The 26,519-nt window shown below is 66.4% G+C and carries 22 protein-coding genes and 1 tRNA gene; 9 read left to right on the top strand and 14 right to left on the bottom strand.

Annotation, left to right across the window (positions count from 1 at the left end):
• The first annotated feature begins 346 nt into the window (after positions 1–346).
• From BSTEL_RS07425 to BSTEL_RS07395, 7 genes are all read left to right on the top strand, one after another.
• The gene (locus BSTEL_RS07425) at positions 347–1,303 is read left to right on the top strand and encodes a CpaE-like family protein (RefSeq protein ID WP_051922945.1); all 957 of its coding nucleotides are present in this window, start codon (positions 347–349) and stop codon (positions 1,301–1,303) included.
• Positions 1,300–2,421 (top strand): TadA family conjugal transfer-associated ATPase, encoded by a 1,122-nt coding sequence (locus BSTEL_RS07420; RefSeq protein WP_156963214.1) that lies wholly within the window; start codon positions 1,300–1,302, stop codon positions 2,419–2,421. Before BSTEL_RS07425 ends, BSTEL_RS07420 begins: the two co-directional genes overlap by 4 nt.
• Positions 2,418–3,818: a hypothetical protein gene (locus tag BSTEL_RS12800; RefSeq protein WP_193788493.1), complete on the top strand. Its 1,401-nt coding sequence runs from the start codon at positions 2,418–2,420 to the stop codon at positions 3,816–3,818. Before BSTEL_RS07420 ends, BSTEL_RS12800 begins: the two co-directional genes overlap by 4 nt.
• A gap of 224 nt (positions 3,819–4,042) precedes the next feature.
• The gene (locus tag BSTEL_RS07410) at positions 4,043–6,280 is read left to right on the top strand and encodes an RNA degradosome polyphosphate kinase (protein WP_034528917.1); all 2,238 of its coding nucleotides are present in this window, start codon (positions 4,043–4,045) and stop codon (positions 6,278–6,280) included.
• 261 nt (positions 6,281–6,541) lie between these two features.
• Entirely contained in the window at positions 6,542–7,747 is a 1,206-nt protein-coding gene (locus BSTEL_RS07405) for an NUDIX hydrolase (RefSeq protein WP_034528915.1), read from the top strand.
• Positions 7,748–7,889: 142 nt separating this feature from the next.
• Positions 7,890–8,486 carry a hypothetical protein gene (locus BSTEL_RS07400; protein WP_238567666.1) on the top strand — a complete coding sequence of 199 codons (597 nt, stop codon included), beginning with the start codon at positions 7,890–7,892 and terminating at the stop codon, positions 8,484–8,486.
• Between the two features lie 336 nt (positions 8,487–8,822).
• Positions 8,823–9,449, top strand: coding sequence for a CYTH domain-containing protein (locus BSTEL_RS07395; protein ID WP_034528906.1), 627 nt, complete (start codon positions 8,823–8,825; stop codon positions 9,447–9,449).
• Positions 9,450–9,582: 133 nt separating this feature from the next.
• On the opposite strand, the gene BSTEL_RS07390 is transcribed toward BSTEL_RS07395, so the two are convergent.
• The 3 genes from BSTEL_RS07390 to BSTEL_RS07380 all read right to left on the bottom strand — a co-directional run bounded on the left by BSTEL_RS07390 (position 9,583) and on the right by BSTEL_RS07380 (position 12,844).
• Positions 9,583–10,554 (bottom strand): co-chaperone YbbN, encoded by a 972-nt coding sequence (locus BSTEL_RS07390; protein ID WP_034528896.1) that lies wholly within the window; start codon positions 10,552–10,554, stop codon positions 9,583–9,585.
• 98 nt (positions 10,555–10,652) lie between these two features.
• Positions 10,653–11,672 (bottom strand): DUF8094 domain-containing protein, encoded by a 1,020-nt coding sequence (locus BSTEL_RS07385; RefSeq protein WP_034528893.1) that lies wholly within the window; start codon positions 11,670–11,672, stop codon positions 10,653–10,655.
• The gene (locus BSTEL_RS07380; RefSeq protein ID WP_034528891.1) at positions 11,669–12,844 is read right to left on the bottom strand and encodes a hypothetical protein; all 1,176 of its coding nucleotides are present in this window, start codon (positions 12,842–12,844) and stop codon (positions 11,669–11,671) included. The genes BSTEL_RS07385 and BSTEL_RS07380 overlap by 4 nt, the downstream gene beginning before the upstream one ends.
• 82 nt (positions 12,845–12,926) lie before the next feature.
• Here BSTEL_RS07380 and BSTEL_RS07375 point away from each other — a divergent pair, with 82 nt between their 5' ends.
• Positions 12,927–13,913, top strand: a complete 987-nt coding sequence (locus tag BSTEL_RS07375; protein ID WP_034528888.1) for an FKBP-type peptidyl-prolyl cis-trans isomerase — start codon at positions 12,927–12,929, stop codon at positions 13,911–13,913.
• 284 nt (positions 13,914–14,197) lie between these two features.
• Here the strand turns inward: BSTEL_RS07375 and nucS are convergent, their stop codons facing one another.
• From nucS to BSTEL_RS07325, 10 genes are all read right to left on the bottom strand, one after another.
• Positions 14,198–14,926 (bottom strand): endonuclease NucS, encoded by a 729-nt coding sequence (nucS, locus tag BSTEL_RS07370; protein WP_034528886.1) that lies wholly within the window; start codon positions 14,924–14,926, stop codon positions 14,198–14,200.
• Positions 14,927–15,163: 237 nt separating this feature from the next.
• A complete protein-coding gene (locus BSTEL_RS07365; protein ID WP_034528884.1) occupies positions 15,164–15,460 on the bottom strand; it encodes a F0F1 ATP synthase subunit epsilon in 297 nt (98 codons plus the stop codon).
• The gene (gene atpD / locus BSTEL_RS07360; protein WP_034528882.1) at positions 15,460–16,947 is read right to left on the bottom strand and encodes a F0F1 ATP synthase subunit beta; all 1,488 of its coding nucleotides are present in this window, start codon (positions 16,945–16,947) and stop codon (positions 15,460–15,462) included. The genes BSTEL_RS07365 and atpD overlap by 1 nt, the downstream gene beginning before the upstream one ends.
• 9 nt (positions 16,948–16,956) lie before the next feature.
• Positions 16,957–17,877, bottom strand: coding sequence for a F0F1 ATP synthase subunit gamma (locus BSTEL_RS07355; RefSeq protein WP_034528880.1), 921 nt, complete (start codon positions 17,875–17,877; stop codon positions 16,957–16,959).
• Between the two features lie 3 nt (positions 17,878–17,880).
• Positions 17,881–19,509 carry a F0F1 ATP synthase subunit alpha gene (atpA, locus tag BSTEL_RS07350; protein WP_034528879.1) on the bottom strand — a complete coding sequence of 543 codons (1,629 nt, stop codon included), beginning with the start codon at positions 19,507–19,509 and terminating at the stop codon, positions 17,881–17,883.
• 108 nt (positions 19,510–19,617) lie between these two features.
• The gene (locus BSTEL_RS07345) at positions 19,618–20,448 is read right to left on the bottom strand and encodes a F0F1 ATP synthase subunit delta (protein WP_034528877.1); all 831 of its coding nucleotides are present in this window, start codon (positions 20,446–20,448) and stop codon (positions 19,618–19,620) included.
• Positions 20,449–20,476: 28 nt separating this feature from the next.
• Positions 20,477–20,995, bottom strand: a complete 519-nt coding sequence (locus BSTEL_RS07340) for a F0F1 ATP synthase subunit B (protein WP_193788492.1) — start codon at positions 20,993–20,995, stop codon at positions 20,477–20,479.
• 54 nt (positions 20,996–21,049) lie between these two features.
• On the bottom strand, positions 21,050–21,280 hold the full coding sequence (gene atpE, locus BSTEL_RS07335; protein ID WP_034528870.1) for an ATP synthase F0 subunit C: 231 nt from the start codon (positions 21,278–21,280) through the stop codon (positions 21,050–21,052).
• Between the two features lie 53 nt (positions 21,281–21,333).
• Entirely contained in the window at positions 21,334–22,146 is an 813-nt protein-coding gene (atpB, locus tag BSTEL_RS07330) for a F0F1 ATP synthase subunit A (RefSeq protein ID WP_034528867.1), read from the bottom strand.
• Positions 22,147–22,557: 411 nt separating this feature from the next.
• Positions 22,558–23,592 carry a homoserine O-succinyltransferase gene (locus BSTEL_RS07325; protein ID WP_034528865.1) on the bottom strand — a complete coding sequence of 345 codons (1,035 nt, stop codon included), beginning with the start codon at positions 23,590–23,592 and terminating at the stop codon, positions 22,558–22,560.
• A gap of 283 nt (positions 23,593–23,875) precedes the next feature.
• Here BSTEL_RS07325 and BSTEL_RS07320 point away from each other — a divergent pair.
• Positions 23,876–23,952, top strand: a tRNA-Met gene (locus tag BSTEL_RS07320).
• Between the two features lie 304 nt (positions 23,953–24,256).
• On the opposite strand, the gene BSTEL_RS07315 is transcribed toward BSTEL_RS07320, so the two are convergent.
• Positions 24,257–26,305: a hypothetical protein gene (locus BSTEL_RS07315; protein WP_051922943.1), complete on the bottom strand. Its 2,049-nt coding sequence runs from the start codon at positions 26,303–26,305 to the stop codon at positions 24,257–24,259.
• Positions 26,306–26,519: the final 214 nt, after the last annotated feature.

Genomic DNA, 26,519 nt, shown 5'->3' with positions numbered 1-26,519 from the left:
GCTCTGTCCACATTGCCCGTACAGGTTGTGTCCCGCTGCCCCGACCCGGTTCAATCGAACCATGAGCACGCGAACCATGACCATGAACCCGTCGCCGGAGGCGCCTCCTCCCCCGGCAATCGCGCGTGTCGCCACCTCGGCCCACCGGCCGAAGCCGCGACACCACCTGTCCCCCGCGCCGGCCGGTGCGCCACCGGCACCGGCCCCGTCACGCCGCACGCCACCGGCATCGCCTCCGCTGCCGGCACGCCTCCCGGCATCCTCTCCGCCGCGACCCCGCACACGGGTCATCACCGTGCCGGCACGTCCCGTAGACGGAACCGCCGCACCGCATGACCCATCGCCCATGACCCCGCGGACGCCGCCCCAGCACGCGGCACGGTCGCGGGCGACGCCGCGACGCTACGTCCCCGCACGCACGGATTCCCATGCGGAGGCACCGTCGCGGCCACAGTCCGGCGTCACCGTCGCCCCCGCCAATCTCGTCGTGTTCTCCGCACCCAGCGGCGGCATCGGCACGAGCACGCTCACGGCGCTCGTCGGACTGGCCCTGTCCTCCCGAAACGTCACCTGCGCGTTGCTCGACGCGGATCTGGACGGAGGCGGACTCGATGTGCTCCTCGGCATCGAGCACGAGCCGGGACTCACCCTGCAGGATCTCGATGCGCCGCTCGGCCACATCGAGGGCGAGGCCCTGAACCGTGAGATTCCCGAATGGGAGGGCATACGCGTGCTCGCTCACACGCCGTGGCGTGGCGCGAATCCGGAATGGTGGGAATTGGAGGCGACGGCGGGCGCGTTGGCCGAGGCGAACGATGTCGTGCTGGTGGATGCGGGCCGCGGCTCGGTCATCGGCCATATACCCGGTTTCGCCACCGCCCGGCAAGTCATGGTCGTGGACCTGTCCGTGCTCGGCATGGCGCGCGCGAAATCGCACGCCATCCTGCTCGACCGGCTGCGTGGCGCCGCGGAGGACGCCACGGGCGGCCGGGCCAAGCGGGCGGGACGAACCGACATGACGGATGCCTCCGCGGAGCCTCCGATCATCGTCGGTGTCGAACCGCGCGGCGTCGCGCGACGGCAATCCGCCTCCTCGGTGGCGGTGGCGGAGGCCGTCGCCTATCTCGGCGAGGACGTGCTGGGACCTGTCCGCTGCGCGCCGTCATTGTGCTCGGACATGCTCGCCGGATTGGGCATCCGCGCAGTGCCGAAACGCAATCGTCGCGTGGTCGACGCGCTGGCCGACGGAATTCTCGCCGCGGCGGGAATCCGCGCGCCGAGCGAGAAACGGAGGCCATCATGAGCGGCAACCATGTGACGGGCATGGCGGTGGACGGCACGGCGATCGCGTTCGGACCGCTCGAAACCATCGTGCGCGACCCGCAGGTCACCGACGTGGCAGTGACCTGCGACGGGCGGGTCTGGGCGGACGACGGCGACGGCATGCGCGAGCGCCGTCCGCGCATACCGTTCCGCGACGCGCGGACCGTACGCGACTACGCGGTACGGCTGTGCGCGCAGCTCGGCCGTCGTCTCGACGACGCGCGCCCCATCGCCGACGCGTCCAGCGGCGACGGCGTCCGCGTGCATGCGGTGATCCCGCCGATCGTGCCGTATGGCGCATCCCTGTCGATCCGTCTGCCGGACCGGACCGCCGCCACACTGCCGGACCTGTGCCGCCGGGGGCTGTTCCCAGCGTCGTGGCTGCCCGTGCTGCGCGGCCTGGTCGTGCGACGCGCCACGCTGCTCATCACCGGCGGCACGGGTGCCGGCAAGACGACGCTGCTCAAGGCGCTGCTCGCCGAGTGCGCGCCCACGGAGCGCGTCGTCACGGTGGAGGAGGTGCGCGAGCTGGGCGCGTTGCCGATCGACGACCACGTGTCGATGGTCACGCGCGAAGCGAACGTGGAGGGCGCGGGCGCGGTCGGATTGCCGGAGCTGGTGAAGGCGACGCTGCGCATGCGGCCCGACCGCGTGGTGTTGGGCGAGTGCCGTGGCGAGGAGATCGCCGACCTGCTGCGCGCCTACAATTCCGGCCATCACGGCGGCATGACCACGCTGCATGCCGACGGCGTCGCACGCGTGCCGTCGCGTCTGGTGGCGCTCGGTCTGCTCGCGGGTCTCGCCCCCGAGGCGACGGCCCTGCTCGCCCGCGACGCGTTCGACGCGGTCCTCCACCTGGAGCGCGTCGACGGGCGGCGTCATATCGCGCAGATCGGGCTGCTGGGAGTCACGCGGGACACGGTCGCAGGTGGGGCGGCGGACCGGGCTGCCGCCAACCCGTCTGACGGGACGACGGCCGGCTCATCGCACGGTGGCGGCGTGCCGGCCGGACTGCCGTTGGCCGTATGGACGGGTTCGGGGCAACCGTCGTACGCGCCGCATTGGCCACGATTCGCGGATCGATGGAGGCTGACATGAGCATCGCATGGAACACCATCGGCCCGCTCATCGCGACGATCGCGACATTCGCGGTCATCGCGGTCATCACACCGGTCGTCATGCCCGTCATGACACGAATCCTCATGCGCGTCTTCAGAGCGGAGAGCGCGCATGGCACGAAGCGCGCCGGCATACGCGACAGCACGCGCGACGGCATACGCGACGGCGGCGTAGACAGGGCGCCGGACGGCGCGCGCGGCGACCGGCAGGGTCACGGCGCGCCGGTCGCCCCCGTCGCGCGTCTGCCGCCGCGCATCGGCATCGACGCGACGATCGCCGCGGTCATCGCACGCGTGAAAGGCGGGGGCGACGCCGCCGAGGCGTTCGAGGAGCAGGGCGGCGTACGGTTCGCGACGCCGCGCGTGACCGCCGCGCGCGCCGCGACCGTGCTGCGCATGCGCGCCACAACCGACGAGTCCGAGGCGGATGTCGCGACGGCCGCGCGACATCTCGCCGCCGCATGCCGGTTGAGCGAGCGCACGGGATGCGCACTGTCGCACTGTCTGGAAGCGGTGGCCGACGACCAGCGTCGGGCGCGTCGCGCCGCCGAGCTGAAACGACAGACGTTCGCGATGCCGAAGGCGACGATACGGCTGCTCTCCGCGCTGCCTGCCGTGACCGTGGCGCTCGGCGAGCTGCTGGGGGCTCGGCCGGTCGCGTTCCTGTTCGGTTCGCCGCAGGGTCTGCTGTGTCTGGGATTGGGCGGATTGTGGTACATGGCGGGTCTGGCGTGGACACACCGACTGCTGGCGACGTTCAACGATGCGGGCGGGGGTACGGGCGACGGCCATGGTTGCAACGCGGATGGGGCCGGCGCACGCGTGCGGCGACGGCGCACGGACGAGAGGCGGAACGTCGACCTGCCGATCACGCTCGCCATGCTCCACGCCACGCTCAGGCAAGGCGCGTCCATTCCCGGGGCGCTGATCGCCGTGGGGGAGGCGCTCGCCGAGGAGGGAAGCGATGGGCGGATGCGACGGAACGCGCATGCCAGGGCGTGCTCCCCGGTCCGGCAGGTACCGCCCGCCGGATTCCGGAAAGACCGGTTCGCACGGGATCTGCCCGCGTGCCTGCAAGCGGCCGGGTACGCGCTCACGCGTGGCGCGACCTGGCATGAGGCGTGGGTCGGTGCCGGAACGGAAGACCCGTCCCTCGCATCAATCCGCGACTGTCTCGGCGAGGCGTGGACGCACGGCGTCTCGCCGACGGCGCGGCTGGAGCTCGCCATCGAGCGGTACAGACGGGACGAGACGGCGGCCATCGAGCAGGCGGCAGCCGGCCTCTCGGTGCGTCTGCTCGCGCCCACCGGATTGTGCTTCCTTCCCGCGTTCGTGCTTATCGGCGTGCTGCCGGCGATCGTCTCGTTCGCGATGTGAGACGTTCGCGACGCGAGACGGTCACGGAACGGACGGTCGCGAGACCGGGCGCCCACGTGCGGCCGGCGAACCGCGTCCACCATGCGGCCGCCGGCCACGCGACCACGCGTTACCGTTCACAACACCATCGCCCGTCTGCCGGGCGACGCCCAAAATGTGAACTCGCGTTGAACTTTGGCGCGTATACTCGCAACCCAACCGTCTCAAGGCCTAGGATGACAATCATGGCACAGATTTTTGACGCACCATCGAAAGCGATCCTGCGAAGCCAAATCGCAGAGCACATCGCCGAAACCGACAAGAACGATCGGCGCGAGACCCTTGAAGGCGAGGCCCCGCTGCCGACCGACCGCTTCTTCGACCGCGAGCTGAGCTGGCTCAAGTTCAACAAGCGCGTCCTCGAACTCGCCGAAGACAAGGACCAGCCGCTGCTGGAACGCACCAGCTTCGCGGCGATTTTCGCCAACAACCTCGACGAGTTCTTCATGGTCCGTGTGGCCGGCCTCAAGCGCCGCATCGACTCCGGCATCGCCGTGCCCTCGGCCGCCGGCCTGAGCCCGCGCCAGCTGCTGCGCTCGATCAGCGAGCAGGCGCACGCGCTCCAGAACGAGCACGCCCACTACGTGATCGACGAGCTGTTCCCGGCCCTCGCTGAACAGCACATCGTGCTGCTCAGCTGGGACAAGCTCACCACCGCCGAGCAGGAGCGCCTGTCGCGCTACTACCGCCAGCAGGTGTTCCCCGTGCTCACCCCGCTCGCCGTGGATCCGGCCCACCCGTTCCCGTACATCTCCGGCGGCTCCATCAACCTCGCCGTAATCGTCGAGAACCCTGCCTCCGGCAAGTCCCACTTCGCGCGCGTGAAGATCCCGGGCAACCTCAACCGTCTCGTGCCGGTCGACGACATGACCGACGAGGAGTCCAAGGAGGAGCGCTACGGGTTCATCACGATGGAGAACCTCATCATCGCCCATCTGGAATCCCTGTTCCCGGGCATGATCATCAAGGAGGCCCGCTCCTTCCGCGTCACCCGCAACGAGGACATCGACGTCGAAGAGGATGATGCCGAGAACCTGCTCAACGCGATGGAGAAGGAACTGCTGCGCCGTCGCTTCGGACCGCCGATCCGCCTCGAGATCTCCGACCAGACCAGCCCGTTCCTCTCCCAGCTGCTCGCCGACCAGCTCGGCGTCACGCCGGAGGAGGTGTACCGCCTGCCGGCCCCGCTCGACATGACCGTGCTGTTCGAGCTCGGCGGCATCGACCGTCCGGACCTCAAGAACCGCCCGTTCATCCCGACCACGAACCGTCAGATCGCCGAGGTCGAGTCGAGCCGTGCGCAGGACATCTTCGCCGCGATCCGCGAGCGCGACATCCTGCTGCATCACCCCTACGACTCGTTCTCCACGTCCGTTCAGGCGTTTCTGGCGCAGGCTGCTGCGGATCCCAAGGTTCTGGCCATCAAGCAGACGCTCTACCGCACCAGCTCCAACTCGCCGATCATCGACGCGCTGATCGACGCGGCGCATGCCGGCAAGCAGGTGCTGGCGCTGGTCGAGATCAAGGCCCGCTTCGACGAGGACGCGAACATCGCGTGGGCTCGCAAGCTGGAACGCGCCGGCGTGCACGTCGTGTACGGCATCGTGGGCCTCAAGACCCACTGCAAGCTCATCGAGGTGGTGCGTCAGGAGGCCGACGGCCTGCGTCGCTACTGCCATGTGGGCACCGGCAACTACAACCCGAAGACGGCCCGCATCTACACCGATCTGGGTCTGCTCACCTGCGACCCGGTGGTCGGGCAGGATCTCACCCGCCTGTTCAACCAGCTGTCCGGCTACGCGCCGAAGTCGAGCTTCCACCGTCTGCTCGTCGCGCCGCGCACCATCCGCACCGGCCTGATTCAGCGCATCCGCCGCGAGGAGGACGCCGCCCGCGCCGGCAAGGAGGCGTGGATCAAGATCAAGGTCAACTCCGTGGTGGACGAGAAGACCATCGACGCCCTGTACCGCGCCTCGCAGGCGGGCGTGAAGATCGACATCGTCGAGCGTGGCATCTGCTCACTCAAGCCCGGCGTTCCCGGCCTGTCCGAGAACATCCGCGTGCGTTCGATCCTCGGCCGCTTCCTCGAGCACAGCCGCATCTACGCGTTCTGCAACGCGGACGGCCCGCAGATCGGCGAGGGCCCGCTGTCCGGCCCGGAGGTGTGGATCGGTTCCGCCGATCTGATGCACCGCAACCTCGACCGTCGTGTCGAGGCGCTGGTGCGCATCACCGCGCCCGAGCAGATTCAGGAGCTGCTGGACTACATCGACCTGCAGATGGCCGATTCCACCTCCAGCTGGCACATGCTGCCGGACGGCTCCTACGAGCGCCACTCGAAGGACGAGGAGGGACGCCCGCTGGTGGACTGCCAGGAGTACCTGATCCGCAGGCACACGCGTCGCCGCGGCAACCACAGCTGACGGCGCAGTCGGGCGACGGATTCCGTATGAGATTCGCCGCCCGACGTTCGCATGCCGGTCGCGCCGGTGGAACCTTTGGCCACCGGCGCGACGAATCGCCGCAAAGCGGCGTATGATGGAAACCGGAATTTGTGAACGTTAACGCAAGCGAAGGCCGACCCACAACGGGTCGGCCTTCGTCGTTGCAGCGGAAAAACTACGTAGAGACCTACGCGAGCCCCCGCACGCAACCCTGCGTACAATCGAAGGGTGAACAAGAAAATGAGCAAGATCGTGGAAGCGGCAGGAGGCATCCTCTACCGACGTCGCCGGCTCCCTGACGACGTTGCGCGACGACGCGCCGACGAAGGCTCCTCCGTGATCACGACCGCGGCCGCAACCGACGCCGCAGCATCATCAGCATCATCAGCAACCGCAACGACCGCGGCCCCCGCAGACATCTCCGCGGACACCGCGGCGGCACCCGCAACCGCCACCTTCGGCACCCCGCGGTTCGACGACATCGAAGTCTGTCTCGTCCACCGCCCGAAATACGACGACTGGAGCTGGCCGAAAGGCAAAGTCGACCCGAACGAATCGCATATGCACGCCGCCGTGCGCGAGATCGGCGAGGAGACCGGCGTGCCCGTCGCGCTCGGCCCCTACCTCGGCGACGTCGAATACCCGCAGTCCGAGGAGGGCAGCAAGCAGCGACACACGAAGAACTACGCGCCCAACGTGAACACGAAGCACATCCGCTTCTGGATGGCCACCGCCATCTCCCCCGTCGACAAGCTCAAGCGCACCGCGGCGCTCGGCCCGGTCCACCGCGCCGATGTGGGCGAAATCGACGACGTGATCTGGCTCACCCCGGACAAGGCGCGCAAGAAGCTCACCCATTCCACGGACAAGGAGATCCTCGCCCTGTTCATCGACCGTCTCCAGGAGGGCGCGGCCGACGCGGTGCCGGTCATCCTCATCCGTCACGGCAAGGCGGAGGCCCGCAAATCCTGGAAGGGCACGGACGCGAACCGCCCGATCACGCCGCGCGGAGCCGCGGCCGCGTTCGCCCTGAGCCACGAACTCGCCTGCTTTAACCCGGTGCGTCTCACCACCTCGCCGTGGATCCGCTGCATGGAGACGCTGGAGACGTTCTCCTGGCAGACCGGCCGCGACATGATCAAGCTCGACCCGCTCACCGAGGACGCGTTCGCCGCGGACCCGCAGGCCGCATGGGAGTGCTTCAAGTCCGAGATCGACTATGCGCTCAAACACCGCAACCCCGCCGCGATCTGCATGCATCGGCCGGTGATCGGTGGTATATTCGACCATCTGCGCGCCTTGTGCGTCTCCGATTCGCTCGCGAAGCGTCTGATCGCCAAGTCGCCCTACATGCCCACCGGCAGTGCGCTCGCGCTGTTCGCCGTCGCCACACCGAAGGGCCCCCGCATCATCGATATCCAGAAGGTCATTCCGCTTGTCTACTAGGTCCGCCAACTACGCCGCCGCAGGAACCGGCAACACGGGCAACGGCTCCGTGCTCGCCTCCCGCTCCGGCTTCGTGCCCACGCCAGGCTCCGCGCCGCGCCCGTCGCGCCCCGGCCAGCTCGCCCCCGCCCTGCTCGAACAGATGGCGGGTGGCAGCGATCCGGGCATCGTCAACGAGATCGCCCACTCCTCCGCCTCCGCCCTGCTCGATCGCGTGCGCCACAGCGAGGATCCGGCGGTCGTCGCGCGCGTGCTCACCGTCGTCGAACGCGAAGGCGTGGACGACATCGCCGAACTGTGGAGCTCCTCGCCGGCGGACACACTGCCCGGCGTGTTGTGGCGCCTGTACATGCTGCGCACGTGGATGCGCACGCATCGTGACGCGATCGCGCGACTGTGGCGCGTCGGCGAGCCGGTCGCGACGTCCGCCTCCGCAATCGCCGGCGTCGATCAGGCGCCCACTGAGGACGATATCGCGCGTCTCGCCGATTCGATCCTGTCCGGTGCGTTCACCGGCGATTTCGCCGTGGCGATGGAACGCGCGGCCGCGTTCACCGACGTGGTGGCGTTGGGATTGCGCATCGAGGCGAAGCATCTCGCCGGACAGGCCGCCACGCTGGATGCCAAATCGAACGCCGGCAAGGCGGCGCGGCTCATGCACACGGCCGCGAACCTGTTCGTCACCGCCAAGGACTTCCACCACGCCGCGAACCTCTGGCGTCGCGGCAAACTGGAGTAGCGGAGCCGCAAACGGTCGGACGACGCCAGAGACCCCCGGAAAGGAAAGTGGGGGTAAATACCAAGGACTCCGGAGCGGACAAGCAGGAAAACACCGGATAAGAACGAAGAAGAAGCGCCGAACCGTGAAAGCGCCTGTCGGCGCAAGGGCCGCTCGCGGCGGCAAAAAATGGAGCCCGGGGCTTAAGCACGGCCCGACGCGGATAACAGTATAACCCATCGGCGGGCCCATGCCACGCCGCGGATGAGGAATCCGCCGTCACGCATGTGAGGCATCTCGGCCGTATTCGGGCGATTGCGGGCCCGCAAACCGGCCGGCAAAAGCTACACTGGGGTTATGTCCGAGACTGTGAACGAATTCGAGTTCGAGCGGAGGTTCTTCTGCAGGGAACTGCCCCCCGAATACGATGACGGCGATACGCCCGCCCTCATCGTGCAAAGCTATTTCGTCTACGAGGACAATTACGCGCTGCGTGTGCGGCTGAAGACCCGCCGCGTGGCGCTCGACATGACGCCCGATCTCGATCCGCGCGAAGTGCTCGAAGAGCATTGCGACGATTTCACACGCGCCTACGTCACCGTGAAGGGCCCGTCCGTGGGCGGAACCCGCTACGAGGCGGAACGGGAGATCGACACGCGCATCGCCGTCGAACTGGTGCGACGCGGCGGCAAGCCGATCATCAAGAACCGCTATTCCGTATGGATCGCCGAGGACGGGTGGAGCGTGGACGTGTTCGGCGGGGCGAACGCGCCGCTCATCGTCGCCGAGGCGGAACGCGCCACACCCGTTACGAACCTCACAATTCCGAAGTTCTGCGTCACCGAAATCACCGATCAGCCGCGCTTCAACAACGACGGATTGGCGGGCCGGCCGTTCGGCGAGTGGAAGGATGACTTCGAACGCGAACTCGCCGCCACCGGCCCCCAATTCCAACAGTTCTTCGGCAAAAACCGCATGGAGTGAACGGCCGATCATGCCTCCCTCTGATGAGGGAGGTGTCCGCCGAAGGCGGACGGAGGGAGAGACATACGTAATCTCTCCCCCCACCCGGCTTCGCCGGGAGCCCCCTCGTCAGAGGGGGCCGATTCCACGGAAATCAGTACATGAGCGTGGCGAGGCGACGGCGGGCGGCCTTGAGACGCGCGTCGGTCGGCTCGGGAATCGCGAAGTATTCGAGCAGGCGCTTGCGCACCGGCTCGATGTCGGCCTTGTGACCGGCGGCCACGAAGTCGAGCAGGCGGTCGAACGCGTCCTGGATCTGCCCGCCGATCATGTCGATGTCGGCCACGGCGAGCTGCGCTTCCACGTCATCCGGCGCGGCCGCGGCGGCGGCGCGCACCTCGCGCACGTCGGCGTCGGCCGAACGCGCGAGCAGCAGCGCCTTGGCACGTTCGCGCGCGGCGAGCGCATCGTTCGGATCGGATTCGAGCACCCTGCCGTACGCGGCGGCGGCACCCGCGTAGTCGCCGGCCTGCGCCAGCTGGTGCGCCTCCTGGTGCTCCGGCGGCACGACGGCGGCCGCGGCGGCACCCGCGCCGTCCGCGCCGGCGCCCTCCGCCGACGGGTCGCCCGAATACGGCGCGGTGCCGGTCACACCGGCCTGCTGCGCCATCGCGACGATCTTCGGCAATACCTGCTCCTTGATCTGCGTGAGCTCGTCATCGGAGGGCAGGCCTTGCAGCAGCGGCATCGGGCGGCCGCCGATCAGGGCGAACAGGGCGGGCGCGCCCTGCACCTGCAACGCCTGGGCGATCGACGGGTTCTCGTTGATGTCGATGCGGGAGAGCTGAATCTGGCCGTTCATCGCATTCACCGCGTCGGCGAGCGCGCGAGCCATCGGGAAGAGCCGGTCGTCGGTGGGAATCCACAGGAGCAGTAGGATCGGGAACGTGGCGGAGGTCTGGACCATCGCCTGGAACGTGTTCTCCGTCGTGTCGATCACGTAGCCGCCGGCCGCGGGCGCGCCGCCCGCCTGTCCGGGCTCGGCCTTCACCTGATGTGCGAGCGCTTCGAGATCGACGGCCCCCGCCAGTGAGACTCCGGGATTGAACTTCGGCTGATCGGCCATGCCACGCCTCCAATGTGATTGTGCAACGTCATTCCAACATACAAAAGATGCCGTCACTCATCTTAGTGACGGCATCCCCGATTCGCCTACAGCGTTCACTACAAGGCTTCGACCTTGACCGGCTGGCGTTCGGCGCCGACGGCGGTGATCTTCGCGGCGGCACCGGTGGATCCGGCCGGCGGGATGTACATGGCGATCACATTCACGTAGGTGACCTTCATCGTGCTCGTGGCCTTGCCGTCGCCGAACAGCGCCTTCTCGGCGTCCGAGGCGGGCAGCGATTCGCGCCCCTCGCCCGCCTGGCGCGTCCACGTCGAATCGATGCGCGCGACGACCAGATCGCCGCCATCCGTGGACCGCATGATCTTCAGCTGGTCCTTGGCGACGGTGAACTCCTGCTCCTGCGTGCCCTTGTTCGCCTCCATGCCCTGCTGCACGGTGGCGTCCAGCTTCTGGAGGTCGGAGCGGAACAGGTCGTCGGCGAACTTGTCCTTGTACTTGCTGGAGTCGCCGTTGTTGAGCAGATCGGTGTACCAGGCCACCGCGTCCGCCGGCGTGGCGACGAGCTTCGCATCCTTCGCGGTGCCCATTTCGGTGCCGAGCTTCGGCACTTCGAACTTCGGCAGTTTCGCGCCTTGGAACAGTCGGGCCACACCCCACAGCTTGTAGTTCTGGCGGGCGGAATCCTGCGTCATGACGAGCAGTCGCTTCGACTGCTGATCCTCGGTGGTCGTGGTGATCGTGAACACGGTGCGCGGCCATCCGTCGTCGACGGGAATGACGGTCTGCGTGATCTTGCGCGGGATCGCGGCCTTCGCGTCGAGTGTGCCGGTGGCCTGCGCGATGGCGAGTTCGCTGACACGCACCTCAAGCTGCGGTCCGGTCAGCCGCGCGTCGAGACCGTCCGTGCTCTTCGACTGGTTCGCCGCGTCGATCACGTCGAGGATGCTCGTGCGGATCTTCTTCTCCTGCGCGACGGTCAGATCGGGCGTGCGGTCCGCGGATTCCGCGGTCGAGGTCTTCGGCACCTGTCCTTCGCACGCGGCGAGCGAGACGAGCATGCCGGCGGACAGGACGAGCGCCGTGAGTTTCGCGGCAATGGTTCCCTTGCGTGTCATCGGTTGTCCTCCTCGTTCGTGTCGTTCGCGGTTCCGCCGACGGATGTCGTATCGCCGTCGCCGACCTCCTGCGCGAGACGCGCGAAATACGCCTGCAGCTCGTCCGGCGAGATCACGGACGTCGCCTCGTCGTTGACGGACGGCTGCGGCGCCGCGGCCGGTTCCGGCGCGGCGGCGGCACCGGTCACGCCAGCCGCGTCGGCGACGAGATTGCGCGACGACGGATCGACGACGACCGGCGACTCCACCTTGATCGGCTCCATCGTGCCCGTATCGGCGCCGACGGCGTGGCGACGGCGACGGCCGCCGCGCTTCGTCTTCGGCTCGTAGCTCGGGCTGATGCCGAAACTGCCGGCGACGGCGGCGCCGAACGACACCTCCTCCTCGGGTTCGACCGGAGCGCTTTCGACGTGGCGCTTGCGACGCTTGTGCGGCGGCATCGCGAAGACGGTGGCGGTGAACACGGCGAGCACGACGAGCAGTCCGCCGACGAAGTACAGCGGCGTCGCATAGTCGGGCAGCGTCTGGCGCGTCCACGTGAACGACACGTCGGCGGCACCGCTCTTCTCGCCGAGATCAACGATCGCAACGTCCGTGGAGGTGGCCTGCGTCGCCTTCATCGACACCTCGCCCTTGCCGCATTTGACGGAACGCCACATGTCGGAGTCCTTGAATGCGACATCCGCGGACGCTCCGTCGGCATCGGACGAATCACCGGAAGCATCACCCGAAGCGCCCTCGTCCTGGCCGCCGGACGCCTTCTGCGTCGACAACGTCGACCAGTCGGACAATCCGGTCAGCCGCGTATACGACGAACCGGACAGCCAGCCGGACGCGTCCTTCGACGACGTGACGGCGATGCACACGTCACCATTGCCGCCCGCGTCCACGTTCATCTCCACGACGCTGTCGACCAGCCCCAGCACATTCGGGTCGGTGACGATGTACCGTGAGCCGTTCACCTTCGCATCGGCGGTGATGATGCGACTCGGTTGCCAGATCGTGGCGTTCAGCACGCCGACGACGATCGCCGCGACGGCCAGCAGGCCGACGAGCGGCGTGACGACACCGCGCATGATCGTGGCGCGGCGACGATCGCGCGGGCTACGGCCGCCCTTGCGTTCGGCTCCGTCCGCGCGCTCGCTTCCGTTCTTGGATTCCTCAACACTCATAATGACCACCATTCTACAATCCGGGCCTGAAAGTCCGGTGGGAGCGACGGCAAAATCGCGGTTGACGGCTAGGGTGGTGCCCATGCGCAACACTTCCCATTCCGTTATCCGCACCGCACTGGCCGCCGTCTGCTCGCTGGCCATGTGCGCGACGCTCGCCGCATGCGGCGGCTCGAACTCCGATTCGAAGGACTCCTCGAAGTCCTCCGGTTCCTCCAGCTCCTCGTCGACGAAGATGGACCAGATCGCGGGCGTGACCGCGACCGGCGACCTCGGCTCGAAGCCGACCCTCAAGTTCAAGACGCCGATGACCGTGCAGAACAACACGTATGCGGTCGTGCAGCAGGGCAACGGCGAAACCATCGAGAAGGGCGACCGCGTGTGCGCCCAGGGCATCGCGGTCAACGCGAAGGACGGCTCCGAGCTGATGAGCTCGTGGGAGAAGAACACGCCCGACTGCTCGATTCAGCTGTCCGACTCGAATCTCAAGCAGATTCCGCCGTACACGAAGATGGTGGGCCTGAAGCTCAACTCGACGATCGTGTTCGGCGTCAACGACTCGAACAGCTCCGGCACGTCCTACCTGCTCGCCTACACGCTCGTCTCCCGTTCCAAGGATCTGACCAAGGCCACCGGCGACGTGGTGACCGACGTGCCGGCGAACCTGCCGAAGGTGACTCGCGCGAAGAACGGCAAGCCGTCCATCGACATGAACGGCCAAGGCTCCGTGGATTCTCTGGTCGTGCAGACGCTCGTCAAGGGCAAGGGCAAGGAGCTCACCGAGAACAACACCGCCGTGGTCAAGTACACGGGCTGGCTGACCGACGGCACGCAGTTCGACTCCTCGTGGACGAAGAACACGACGCTCGACGCGGACCTGTACAGCGATTCGACGAACGGCCAGCATCAGGTGATTACCGGCTGGCAGGAGGGTCTGCGCGGCCAGACCGTCGGCTCGCAGGTGCTGCTCATCATCCCGCCGGACAAGGCGTATGGTTCGACCGCCCAAGGGTCGATTCCCGCGAATTCGACCCTCGTCTTCGTCATCGATATCCTCGGCGCCTACTGATCGGAGGATAGCGAGGTCGCATTCCACGTGTCGGCCCCCTCTGATGAGGGGGCTGCCGAACGGAGTGAGGCTGGGGGAGAGATAGCTGGAACGTGACGGTTCACGATATCTCTCCCCCAGTCCGCTCCGCGGACAGCCCCCTCGTCAGAGGGGGGCTTCGTGTTGGAACCGGGCCGTGACGCGCCACCGTCCGCGATGCGCGTGGCGGCAAGGCGCACCGAGGGAAGGCGTGCGAAGGCACGTCGACCGAGGAGCAACGCCGCCGACGCGCCATCACGGCGTGGTCAGAACAGGCGCAGGGAGTCGTCTTCGGTACCCTTCATCTCCTCGTAGTCGAGGATCAGGCAGCGGAAGCCGCGGTCTTCGGCGAGGACTCGCGCCTGCGGGGTGATGGTCTGCGCGGCGAAGATGCCGTGCACGGGGGCGAGCAGCGGGTCGCGGTTCAGCAGTTCGCAGTATCGGGTGAGCTGTTCGACGCCGTCGATGCCGCCGTGGCGTTTGATTTCGATGGCGACGTGTTCGCCGTCCGCGTTCAGCGCCATGATGTCGACCGGGCCGATGGCGGTCGGGTATTCACGGCGCACGAGTTTCGCGCCTTCGCCGATGCGGTGGATCTGTTCGGCGAGATACCGCTGCAGATGATCCTCGACGCCGTCCTTGACGAGACCGGGGTCGACGCCCAGATCATAGCTTTCGTCCGAATACACGTGGTACAGCGTGACTTCAAGGATGTCCGACGACTTGTCCGCCGTGACGCGCAGCACCTTCTGCGGCACGGGCCCGTCATGCTCGCCGTCGGTGATGTCATCGCCGTCCCTTACCCCCGTATCCGGGACGATCTCGCGGATCGTGCAGGGGGCGGTCATCCAGTTCAGCGGCTTGTACGAGCCGAGTTCGGAGAAGATCAGCAGGCTGTTGTCCGCCTTGATGAGCAGGACGCGCCTGGCGAACGGCAGGGATGCATTAAGTCGTCCGGAGTATTCCGCCGAGCAGTCGGCCACAAGAATGCGCATAACGGCTCACTGTACCGTATCCTCCCTATCCCACCTTGTCCATCTCCCCGGCGCAATTCCCATGGTGCGGTAAAACTCCCATGGTGCGGTCGCCGAAAACCGCATGATTCCGGGGATATGGAGAAGGTGTGTTGCCGCACCATGGGACGAAAAAGCCCTCTTCGGGATTCCTTGAATCCTGAAGAGGGCTTCGCGATGCCGAATCAGCGAATCAGCGGAGGCGAATAGTCTCCGAACTCACTGCTCGGGACCGGAGTACTGCACGTCGTGGCCGCGTTCGACCGCGACGGTCAGCTTGTTCGAGTCGAAGGAGATGAATCCGTCGGTCACCTCGAACGTGTGACGGGCATCGTCGGGCTCGACCACAGTGAGCGTACCCTGCTTGATGACCGTGAGCACCGGCTCATGGTTCGGCAGGATGCCCATGCCGCCTTCGGAGGCGGGGATGGTCACGCTTTTCGCCTCGCCGTGCCACACGGGGTGGTCGGCCGCGACGATGTTCACCTTCATCGTGGTCTTTTCCGATCCTGCCATCACGCACCCAGTTCCTTCTGCATCTTGTGCCACTTCTCTTCGAGGTCGTCGATGCCGCCGATGCCGGAGAACGCCTGCTCCGGGACGTCGTCGTACACGCCGTCGCAGATGCGGGTGAAGGCCTCGATGGTCTCGTCGGCCGGCACGTAGGAGCCCGGGCGACCGGTGAACTTCTCGGCAACGTAGAAGTTCTGGCCGAGGAACTGCTCGATGCGGCGGGCGCGGTTGACGGTGGTCTTGTCCTCTTCGGAGAGTTCGTCGATACCGATCAGGGCGATGATGTCCTGCAGCTCCTTGTTACGCTGCAGGATCGCCTTGACGCGGTTGGCGCACTCGTAGTGCTTCTGGCCGACATAGCGCGGATCGAGGATTCGCGACGTGGAGCTCAGCGGATCCACGGCCGGGTAGATGCCCTTCGAGGCGATGTCACGGGAAAGCTCGGTCGTCGCGTCGAGGTGGGCGAAGGTCGTGGCCGGAGCCGGGTCGGTGTAATCATCGGCCGGCACGTAGATGGCCTGCAGCGAGGTGATGGAGTGGCCTCGCGTCGAGGTGATGCGCTCCTGGAGGGCGCCCATCTCGTCGGCCAGGTTCGGCTGGTAGCCCACGGCGGAAGGCATACGGCCCAGCAGCGTGGACACCTCGGAACCGGCCTGCGTGAAGCGGAAGATGTTGTCGATGAACAGCAGCACGTCCTGGTTCTGCACGTCGCGGAAGTACTCGGCCATGGTCAGTGCGGTCAGCGGCACGCGCAGACGGGTGCCCGGCTGCTCGTCCATCTGGCCGAAGACCAGGGCGGTCTTCTCGAGAACGCCGGCCTCGTCCATCTCGCCGATCAGATCGTTGCCCTCACGGGTACGCTCGCCGACGCCGGCGAACACGGAGACGCCGCCGTGGTTCTGCGCCACGCGCTGAATCATCTCCTGAATGAGGACGGTCTTGCCGACGCCTGCGCCGCCGAACAGACCGATCTTGCCACCCTGCACGTACGGGGTCAGGAGGTCGATGACCTTGATGCCGGTCTCGAACATCTGGGTCTTGGACTCCAGCTGGTCGAACGCCGGCGGGTTGCGGTGGATCGGCCAACGCTCGGTCACGGTGATGGTCTCGTCCGGCTTCTTGTTGAGCACGTTGCCCGCGACGTCGAAGACGTGGCCCTTGGTCACGTCGCCGACCGGCACGGAGATTGGCGCGCCGGTGTCGAACACGGAGGCGCCGCGCACCAGGCCGTCGGTCGGCTTCAGTGCGACGCAGCGCACGGTGGAGTCGCCGAGGTGCTGTTCGACCTCGAGGGTGATCGTGGTCGACTTGGCCTCGCCTTCCTCCTTGGCGCCCGTGTTGACGATCGTCACCTTGAGGGCGTTGTAGATGTCGGGCAGATGGCCCACCGGGAACTCAACGTCGATGACCGAACCCTGGACTCGGGTGACGCGTCCGTGAATCGGCTCGCCGTTGCTCTCGGAAGCCACAGTGGTCTGATTCTCAGCCATAGTGCGTTCCTACTCTTCCTTTGTATTCAGCGCGTCGGCGCTGCCGATGATCTCGGTAAGTTCCTGCGTGATCGAGGCCTGACGCGAGGCGTTGAGCTTGCGCGTGAGGTCGTCGATCAGATTGCGTGCGTTGTCCGTAGCCGTGTGCATGGCGTTCTGGCGGCTCGCCGTCTCGGAGGCGGCGGCGGTCAGCAGGCACTCGTGGATGCGGGACTGGATGTACTTCGGCAGAATCGCATCCAGCACCTCGTCCAGGCTCGGTTCGAAGGCGTACAGCGGCGAGATGTCGTCCGAATCGGAGGACTCCTCCTCGGACGCGCGCGCCGTCGGCGCGCCCACGATCTCGACGGGCAGCATGCGCAGCACGCGAACCTTCTGGACCACCATGTTGATGAACTCGGTGTAGACGATGTAGAGTTCGGAGACTCCGCCCTGGTCCGCCGGCTTCATGTAGGCGTCCATCAGAGCGTTGGAGATCGTCTCAGCGATTTCCACGCCGGGCTGGTCGGTGTCGCCCTCCCATGTGGCCGCGACGTCGCGGTTGCGGTACTTGTAGTACGTCGAACCGCGACGCCCGTACACGAACAGCTCCGGCTTCTTGCCGGCATCCTCGAGACGAGCCAGCAGCGACTCGGTCTCGCGGATGATCGAAGAGGTGTACGGGCCGGCCATGCCACGATCCGAGGTGAGGGCGAGAACGGCCACGCGCGGGTTGTTCTCGTCCTTCACCGCGATCGGATGCGTGATATGGGTGTGTGCCACCAACGCTTGCACGGCATCGAAAATCGCATCGGTGTACGGCTTCGCGTTCAAGGCGACGTCACGGGCCTTGGCGATGTGCGAAGACGCGATCATCTCCTGGGCGTTGAAGATCTTCTCCAACGACTCGGTGGAGTGGATGCGTGATTTCAATGCGAGTTGCGAGCCCATGGCTTACTTCTCTCCCGCCACGATCTTTTCCTGCTCGACCGGGGCGGCCTTGGACACGTCCGGCTTCTTGTCGACCAGCGGCTTGCCGGCGGACGACACGAAGGTCGCACGGAACGCATCGACGGCCTTGGCCAGCTCCGCCTCGGTGTCGGCGGTGAAGTCCTCGGTCTCGCGGATGGTCTTGAGGATGTCGGTGTTGTGATCGAGGTAGTCCAGCAGACCCTGCTCGAAGGGCAGCACGTCCTTCAGGTCGAGGTCGTCGAGCTTGCCGTGGGTGCCGGTCCAGACGGACACGACCTCCTGCTCCATCGAGTACGGATGGAACTGCGGCTGCTTCAACAGCTCGGTCAGGTGGGCGCCACGGGTCAGCTGGGCCTTGGACGCCGCATCCAGATCGGACGCGAACATGGCGAAGGATTCCAGCGAACGGTACTGCGCCAGGGAGATCTTCAGCGTGCCGGAGACCTTCTTGAGAGCCTTGGTCTGCGCGGCGCCGCCGACTCGGGAGACCGAGATGCCGACGTCCACGGCGGGACGCTGGTTGGCGTTGAACAGATCGGACTGGAGGAAGATCTGACCGTCGGTGATGGAGATCACGTTGGTCGGGATGTAGGCGGACACGTCGTTCGCCTTCGTCTCGACGATCGGCAGACCCGTCATCGAGCCGCCGCCGAGGTCGTCGGAGACCTTCGCGCAGCGTTCGAGCAGACGGGAGTGCAGGTAGAAGACATCACCCGGGTAGGCCTCGCGCCCCGGCGGACGACGGAGCAGCAGGGAGATCGATCGGTACGCCTCGGCCTGCTTCGACAGATCGTCGAAGACGATGAGGACGTGCTTGCCGTTGTACATCCAGTGCTGGCCGATGGCCGAGCCGGTGTACGGGGCGATGTACTTGAAGCCTGCGGAATCGGAGGCCGGGGAGGCCACGATGGTGGTGTACTCCATGGCGCCCGCGTCTTCGAGGCTCTGCTTCACGGAGGCGATGGTGGAGCCCTTCTGGCCGACCGCGACGTAGATGCAGCGCACCTGCTTCTTCGGGTCGCCGGATTCCCAGTTCGCCTTCTGGTTGATGATCGTGTCGATCGCGATGGCGGTCTTGCCGGTCTGGCGGTCGCCGATGATGAGCTGGCGCTGGCCACGGCCGATCGGCGTCATCGCGTCGATGGCCTTGAGGCCGGTGGACAGCGGCTCGTCGACCGGGTGGCGGTGCATCACGTCCGGAGCCTGGGCTTCGAGGATGCGGCGGCCTTCGCTCTTGATCGCGCCGAGGCCGTCGATCGGCTTGCCCAGCGGGTCCACGACGCGGCCGAGGTAGCCGTCGCCGACGGGCACGGAGAGCACTTCGCCGGTGCGGCGCACTTCCTGGCCTTCCTCGATTCCAGCGAAATCGCCGAGGATAACCACGCCGATCTCACGGGCGTCAAGGTTGAACGCCAGGCCGAGCGTGCCGTCTTCGAACGTCAGCAGCTCATTGGCCATGCAACCAGGCAACCCCGTCACGTGCGCGATGCCGTCACCGGCCGTGGCGACATAGCCCACTTCCTGGGTGGGGGTGTCGCTCGGCTGGTAGGACGACACGAAGTCGTCCAAGGCCTTGCGTACCGAGGCGGGATCGATGGTCAGTTCTGCCATGATCACTCCTTCATTTGGTTCATTGTTCAGTGCAAGTCTTTGCTTGTGTATTCAGCCGCGCGGCGCTTGCGGAAGGGGAAGGGCCCCATCCCGACGCACGTGGCGTGTTCAGTTCGTGCCGGCCTTCACCGTGCGGTGGAGATGTTCGAGCTGCGCGACCACGGTGTTGTCCGTGACCTCGTCGCCGACCTGGATGCGCATGCCGCCCAGCACGGACGGGTCGACCACGGCGTTGATGTGCACCGGGCGTCCGACCTTCGCCGTGTAGATCTTCACCAGTCGCAGGATCTGCTCCTTCACCAGCGGGGTGGCGGTGGTCACGGTGACCATCGACTCGCCCATGTGGCGGGAGAACTTGTTGATCAGCCACTGGATGGTCTCCAGGTAGCGGCGGCGACGCAGGTTGCACGTGGCGTGCTCGGCGAGACGCATCGTGACCTTGTTGAGGCCCTTGCCGCCGAACAGCTGGCGGAACAGCGCGACGCGCATCTGGCTCGTGGCCTGATCGTCGTACAGCTTGGCACGCACGACCGGCAGAGTCAGCAGCGCCGAGTTCAGCTGCGACAGTTCGATGGACACCTTGAGCGTCGCTCCGGTGGCGTCCGCGTAGTACATCATCGCGTCGACGCCGAAGTCCTCGACGGCGTTCGCGATGTGGCGGGCCTTGCTCCACGTGCGACCGACCAGATCGGTCAGGATCTCCATCGTCATCGGATGCACGCGGTCGCCGACGATCTCCTTGAGCACGGCCACCTTGTCGGCGACCGGGCGGGACGGGTCGGTCAGCGCACGTTCGAGCGCGATGTTGTCATCCAGCACACGGGTGATCGTGAACAGTTCGTTGCCGATCCGCCACGCGTCCTCACGGGTGTCGCGAAGCTTCGGGGCCAGCGAATCACGCGACTCGCGGTCTGCAATACGAGATGCCTCTCCTCGCATGGTCACCTCCCTTTCTCGTTGCGGATGTTCACTTCTTGGCGTCCAGATCGTCGAGCATCGAATCGATCATCGACGACTGCACGTCCTTGTCCTCGAGCTTGGCGCCGAGGATCTTGCCGGCCAGCGCGGTGGCGAGCGTGCCGACCTCCCCCTTGAGGGAGACGAGGGCCTGCTGCTGCTGCGATTCGAGGGAACGCTGGGCGTTGGCGGTGATCTGCGCCGCATCGGCCTCGGCGCGGGTGCGCGCGTCGGCGACGATGTGGGAGGCTTCCGCACGCGCGTCGTCGCGAATCTTCGCGGCCTCGACGCGGGCCTCGCTCATCTGGGCCTCGTACTTGGCCTTGGCGGCGTTGGCGTCCTTCTGGGCCTGCTCGGCCTTGGCGATGCCGCCTTCGATCTTGGCGGCGCGCTCATCGAACACGGCCTGGAACTTCGGCAGGAAGAACTTGTAGAAGAATACGGCGACGATGACGAGGATGATCAGCGACCACACCACGTCGTAGGTTTCCGGCAGGAACAGCGAGACACCGTTTGCTGCTTCAGTCACCATAACGTCTTCCTCCTTTCATGTCCTTGGGATTCGTTTCGGATGGGCTATCGATCACTGGAAGATGAAGGCGGCGACGAAGCCGAGCAGCGCCAGCACCTCGACGAACGCCAGACCAAGGAACATCAGCGTCTGCAGGCGGCCGCCGAGCTCGGGCTGGCGGGCCGTGCTCTCGATGGTCTTGCCGATCAGGATGCCCAGACCGATGCCGGGGCCGATGGCCGCGAGGCCGTAGCCGACGACGTTCAGGTTGCCCGCAACCGCAGCGAGGGTAACGATATCCATGGTTGTTTCCTTTCTGGTTATTGCCGTGATAGCAACAGTTTGTTGTCCCTGGGTCAGTCGGCCTCGGGGAAGCTCATATTGATGTACGCGGTCGTCAGGATCGCGAAGATGTAGGCCTGCAGGCAGGCGACCAGCGCCTCGAACAGGAACATGAACATGCCGGCGGCGAAGGTGATCACGCCGAACGGCGCCATCGCCTTGTTGGCGATGTCGATGAGGAAGAACTGGGTGGCCGACAGGCACAGGCCGAGGATGAGGTGGCCGGAGACCATGTTGGCGAAGAGTCGGATCGTCAGCGAGAACGGGCGGATGACGAGCAGCTCGAGCAGCTGGATCGGCGACAGCAGGATGTAGATCGGCGCGGGCACGCCCTTCGGGAAGAGCTCGTCGCGCAGGAAGTGGCCGAGGCCCTTCTCGCGGATGCCGGCGATCCAGTACTGGCAGAAGCACCACATGGCGAACACCAGCGGCAGGGTGATCGTCGCGGAGGCGGCGATGTTGAAACCGGGGATGATGCCGCACAGGTTGAACACGAGCAGCGTGCAGAACACGGTGGTGATCATCGGCACGTAGCGCTTGCCGCGCAGCTCGCCCATCACCTGGTAGACGATCTGGTCGCGCACGAATTCGATGAGCCATTCGACCGCGCCCTGCCAGCGTCCCGGGATCAGCTTCACACGGTGCGCAGTGACGCCGAGCACGATCAGCATGATGATGGTCGCAAGAATGCGGACCAGGATGATTCGGTTGATGGCGAACGGGGTTCCCTGGAACAGCAGTTCCGGAGGGAGAAAATCGTCGATGCTCGGATACTCCGGTTGCGTGGCACTCGCCAACGTCAGCGAGTTGAGTGCAGCACCAATCATTCGCGCCTCCTGCTTCTTCTAGTCAGGTGTCAGTTTAGACCAACTGGGTCGGCGAATGTGACGTATCGGTAACGTTCGTCTTCCGTCTTCCCTCATCGGAGCCGTCGGGCCGGCGTGGAGCCGGACCGGCATTCGACCCCGAATGACTGAAGAGTGATTATTAGCCCGTCTTGGGACAAAACCAAATGGCCGCGGCACCGGCGTGTTGTCGTATTACAACGTTGGAACGACGCGGCTTTCCGGCTTTTCCAAACGGTTTTGCGGAAGCAATCTGTTGCCATATTGTGACCATCCATACGTCCGCATAGTGGTCACACAACATCCGCATCGCGAGCAAAATGAACCCATGACGACCAAGGAGCCGGCCCCAAGCCACCCCGGACCAGCCGGTTCGGCCGGACCGGCCCCGGCTCAGCCCCGGATCACGCCGTAGCCGTCGTGCGCGAACGGCGCGAACCCGTCCTTGCGCGGCCCTCCCGGCTCATGACGGATCGACCGGTCCGTGCCGAGGCGCTTCTCGGCACGCAGCTGCGGCACCTCCGTCAGGTCGTACGGCGTGGTCTGGTACACCCAGTTGAGCCAGTTGCGCCACAGCAGGTTCGCGTGCGCGCGCCACGCGAACAGCGGCTCGATCGACGGGTCGTCGTGCGGGAAGTAGTTCTTCGGGAACGGCACGTTGCTCATGCCCTTCGCCATGTCGCGCTCGTACTCCTCGGCGAGCGTGTACTTGCCGTACTCCCAATGCCCGAGCGCGAACACCTCGGAGAAGTCGCGCGTGGCGATGAGCCCCGGCCCCGACTCCGGTCCCCATGTGAGGATCTGCAGATCCGGGTTGGCGCGCACGTCGCGCTCGTCGACGCCGGCGAGACGGGAGTGCGGCTGCAGCGCGATCTCGTCGAAGCCGTTCGTCAGGAAGCAGTATTCGTCCTGCAGATACTGCGGGAACACGCCGAACACCTTCTCGGCGTAGTCGACCTTGCGCACGCCGTAGCGCTGGTAGAGCGCGCCCATCGCGCCCCAGCACAGGTACATGGTGGAGAACACGTGCGTGGACGCCCAGTCGAGGATCGTCTTGAACTCCTCCCAGTAGTCCACCTCCTCGAACGGCATGTGCTCGACCGGCGCGCCGGTGACGACGAAGCCGTCATAGTAGTTGTCGGCGAACGCGTCGAGGTTCTCGTAGAACTTGAGCAGATGGTCGGCCGACACGTGCGTGGACTCGTGCGTCGAGGTCTTCATGAAGTCGACCTCGACCTGCAGCGGGGATTTCGAGATGAGACGCAGCAGCTGGGTCTCCGTCTCGATCTTCTTGGGCATGAGGTTCAGGATCACCAGCTTGAGCGGGCGGACGCGTTGACGCTCCGCCTCGGGCTTCTCGAGCGCGAAGATGCGCTCCGAGTCGAGGATGGCTCTGGCCGGCAGGCCGCTGGGAATCTTGATAGGCATGTCTTCATTATGGCCGCAACGCGGATTTGCCGCACGTCGCCGGCTCCCCCGCGCCATACTTCTTTCTTATCGCGGATTATCAGACCACGCATAGTCCCCACGCTTGCAGGGAAACGGAATACGCCTTGCGACACATGCGTTTCCCCACTGCGACGCTCGCGACGCTATCGCTGCTCGCCATGCCGGAAGGCCCACCGGGCTTCCCGACACGCCGACGCGCCCACGATTTGACGTATTCCGATTCGCCGGTATCTTAGATAGAGCTGTCGCACAGACAAGCCGACGCGGGGTGGAGCAGCTCGGTAGCTCGCTGGGCTCATAACCCAGAGGTCCATGGTTCAAATCCATGCCCCGCTACCACGATAAAACGCTAGGAATCACAACGATTCCTAGCGTTTTTCATTATATCCGGCCGGGGCCTTTGAGGACTGTGTTTCGTACGGGGAAATGGGTTAGACCACCCTCAGTCATGCTCCGCATGACAGCTCCCGCCAGCGGGAGCCAGTGAGACGCCGTCAACCATCCCCCGCCCCGCTAACGAGAGTCAGCGGTAACCAGCGGCCATCCCCCGCCAACGAGAGCCAGCGGGGTGCGGGCGACCATTTCCTGCCCCCGCCGGCGGGGGCTGTCGGCGTAGCCGACTGGGGGTGGTCGCCGGCACGCCCTACAGGCTTCGCCGCCGGATCACCGCGAGCATGAATGCGCCGACGGCGAGCGCGCAGATGCTCACGCCGAACACGAGTCCCACGTCCACGCCGGTCACGGGCATCGGCTCCTCCGGCTCGGAAGGTTCCTCCGGTTCGCACGGCTCCTCCGGCTCGCACGGTTCCTCGGGCTCCTCCGGCTCCTCGATGGTCACGCGCGTGTGCTCCCATTTGTCGTCGTAGCGGCTGGCGGCGGGCATGACGCGGTCGTCGCCGGCGAATTTCCATACGAACACGTACCAGCCGTGGGTCTCCGCCGTGATTTCGACCGGGTTCCCGTGCGCGTCGGGTGTGCCGGCGCCTACGCGTATCCGCCCGTTGACGGCCGGATACTCCCATGTTCCGATGAGCCGATGGTTGGCGTCCTCGGCGGGCTCTTCGGCGCCTTTCGGCTCGTATGCGTCGTCGTTCGCGGGGTCGTCCGGGTCGCCGGACCACCAGACGCTCACCTGTGCGATTGGCTGGTCGGCGCCGATGCTGTAGGTCTCGTCGCCGGCGAACGTGCCGTGCCCGTCGGGGAATCCGCTCACCGTGATCGTGTCGCTCAGGTGCGAGCCGACCTGCGCCGCATGTTCGGTGACGGTCGATTCGACCTCCACCTTCGCGCGGTTCGAGTTGCTTTCGGCGGCGTCGAGGAACGGCGTGACCACGTCGGCGAGCACGTATTCCTTCGCCGTGTCGCTCTGCTTCGACGCGTCGATCGCCCACACCCAGGTGCCGATGCCGCCGCGCGCGGGCGTGCGATACGGTTCGCCGTCGCCGTCGACCGCCGCGACCGTCGCCTGTTGTCCGGGACCGGTGAACGTCGCGCTCCCCCATGCGGCGGGCTCGTAGCCGCGTCGTTTCACGCGTGCGAGGAAGTCCTCGATGCTTTCGCCGTCCTTCGGTTCCATGCGGTCGACGAGACGGTCGGCGGGGATGTCGTCGAAGTAGTACCCGCGCGCGACGAGCTCCAGTCCGGCCGGCCAGTGGCTGTCGTCGCCGCTCACGCCGGACGTCACCTGATCGGCGACCTCCTGCCCGGCGTCGACGATCTTCGCCGCGGCGACGGTGGCGATCGACGGCGTGAAGTCCTTGCGCACGCGGAAGGCGACGCCGACGTTGGAGACGCTTTCCTGCCGGCCGAATCCGATGTAGTCCTGATTGCTGACGAACTGTTCGACGCGCGGAGCATCGTAGCTGGAATGTACCTTCACGTCGCCGGCGCCGGTGGCGTTCCACGTGTGCCGGATGGGTTTGAGGTCGGTCGTGCCGCTGACGACCGCGGCCGCCGCGCCGCCGTCGGCCGCGTCGAACAGCGCGGGGCCTTCGATGCGCAGTTCGTAGCGGATGCCGGCGATGTGCTCGCCGCGCGCGTTGGTCACGCCCACGTCGACCCATCCGCTGCGGATGCCGTCGACCATGTCGGATTCGACGCGGATGCCCGCCGGCACGCGCGACTCCGCCTCCTGCCAGAGTTCGGCGGCGCGCGCGTCCAATCCGGGATGCTGTTGGAGGATGGCGGCGTAGTGGCGCTGCCATGCGCCCGGATCGGCGTCGAAATGCTCGTGGACGAGCACGCCGATGGCGGCGTGGGTGCGCGCGTCGCGATGCTCCCGGTAGTGGTCGGCGAGCCAGCCGACGCGTCGCGCAGCCTCGCCGTCCTCGCGGATGCGCGACGACGAGTAGGAGGTTTCGGCGTCCTTGCCGGCCTCCATGCAGTAGACGAGACGCCCGTCGCCGGTGCGCGTGAGCGCGCCGATGCGCAGTCCCCGCTTGCCGTCGGCGTCGTATGTCAGATACGTGTGTTCCGGAGCCCATTGCATCGTTCCGGCGGCGAGCGCGGCGGGCGCAGCCGCCAGCATCGCCGCCAGCGCCATCGCGGCCGTCGCGACGGCCGCGGCGAGGCGCGCGCGGATCGTGCGCGGCGATGTTCCCGTGCCGTCGCGCGGTCCTCCCCGTGCGGGGATTCCGGTGCGGTTCTCCGCGTGAATCTCACCATGTGATTGCGTGGTCTGATCGTCGGTCATGTTCTTGGTCCTTCCCTGTCCCGGGTACGCGCGGACGTCGCGCGCACCCTGCCGTCGCCGTCCGCCGCAACCGGTGGACGGACGCCTTTCATCATGGCCGGTTTCGGCTTCACGCCAACGGTTTTCCGGGGCCTGTGGTCGGAGCCCCCGCCGCCGGGCGTGTTGTGGATAAGTTCAAACGTTTGCTTGTCCACATTCCGCCGATTCGGGGTGG

Source organism: Bifidobacterium stellenboschense, from assembly GCF_000741785.1.
GTDB classification, from domain to species: domain Bacteria; phylum Actinomycetota; class Actinomycetes; order Actinomycetales; family Bifidobacteriaceae; genus Bifidobacterium; species Bifidobacterium stellenboschense.
This window is presented reverse-complemented; position numbering and strand designations above follow the sequence as displayed.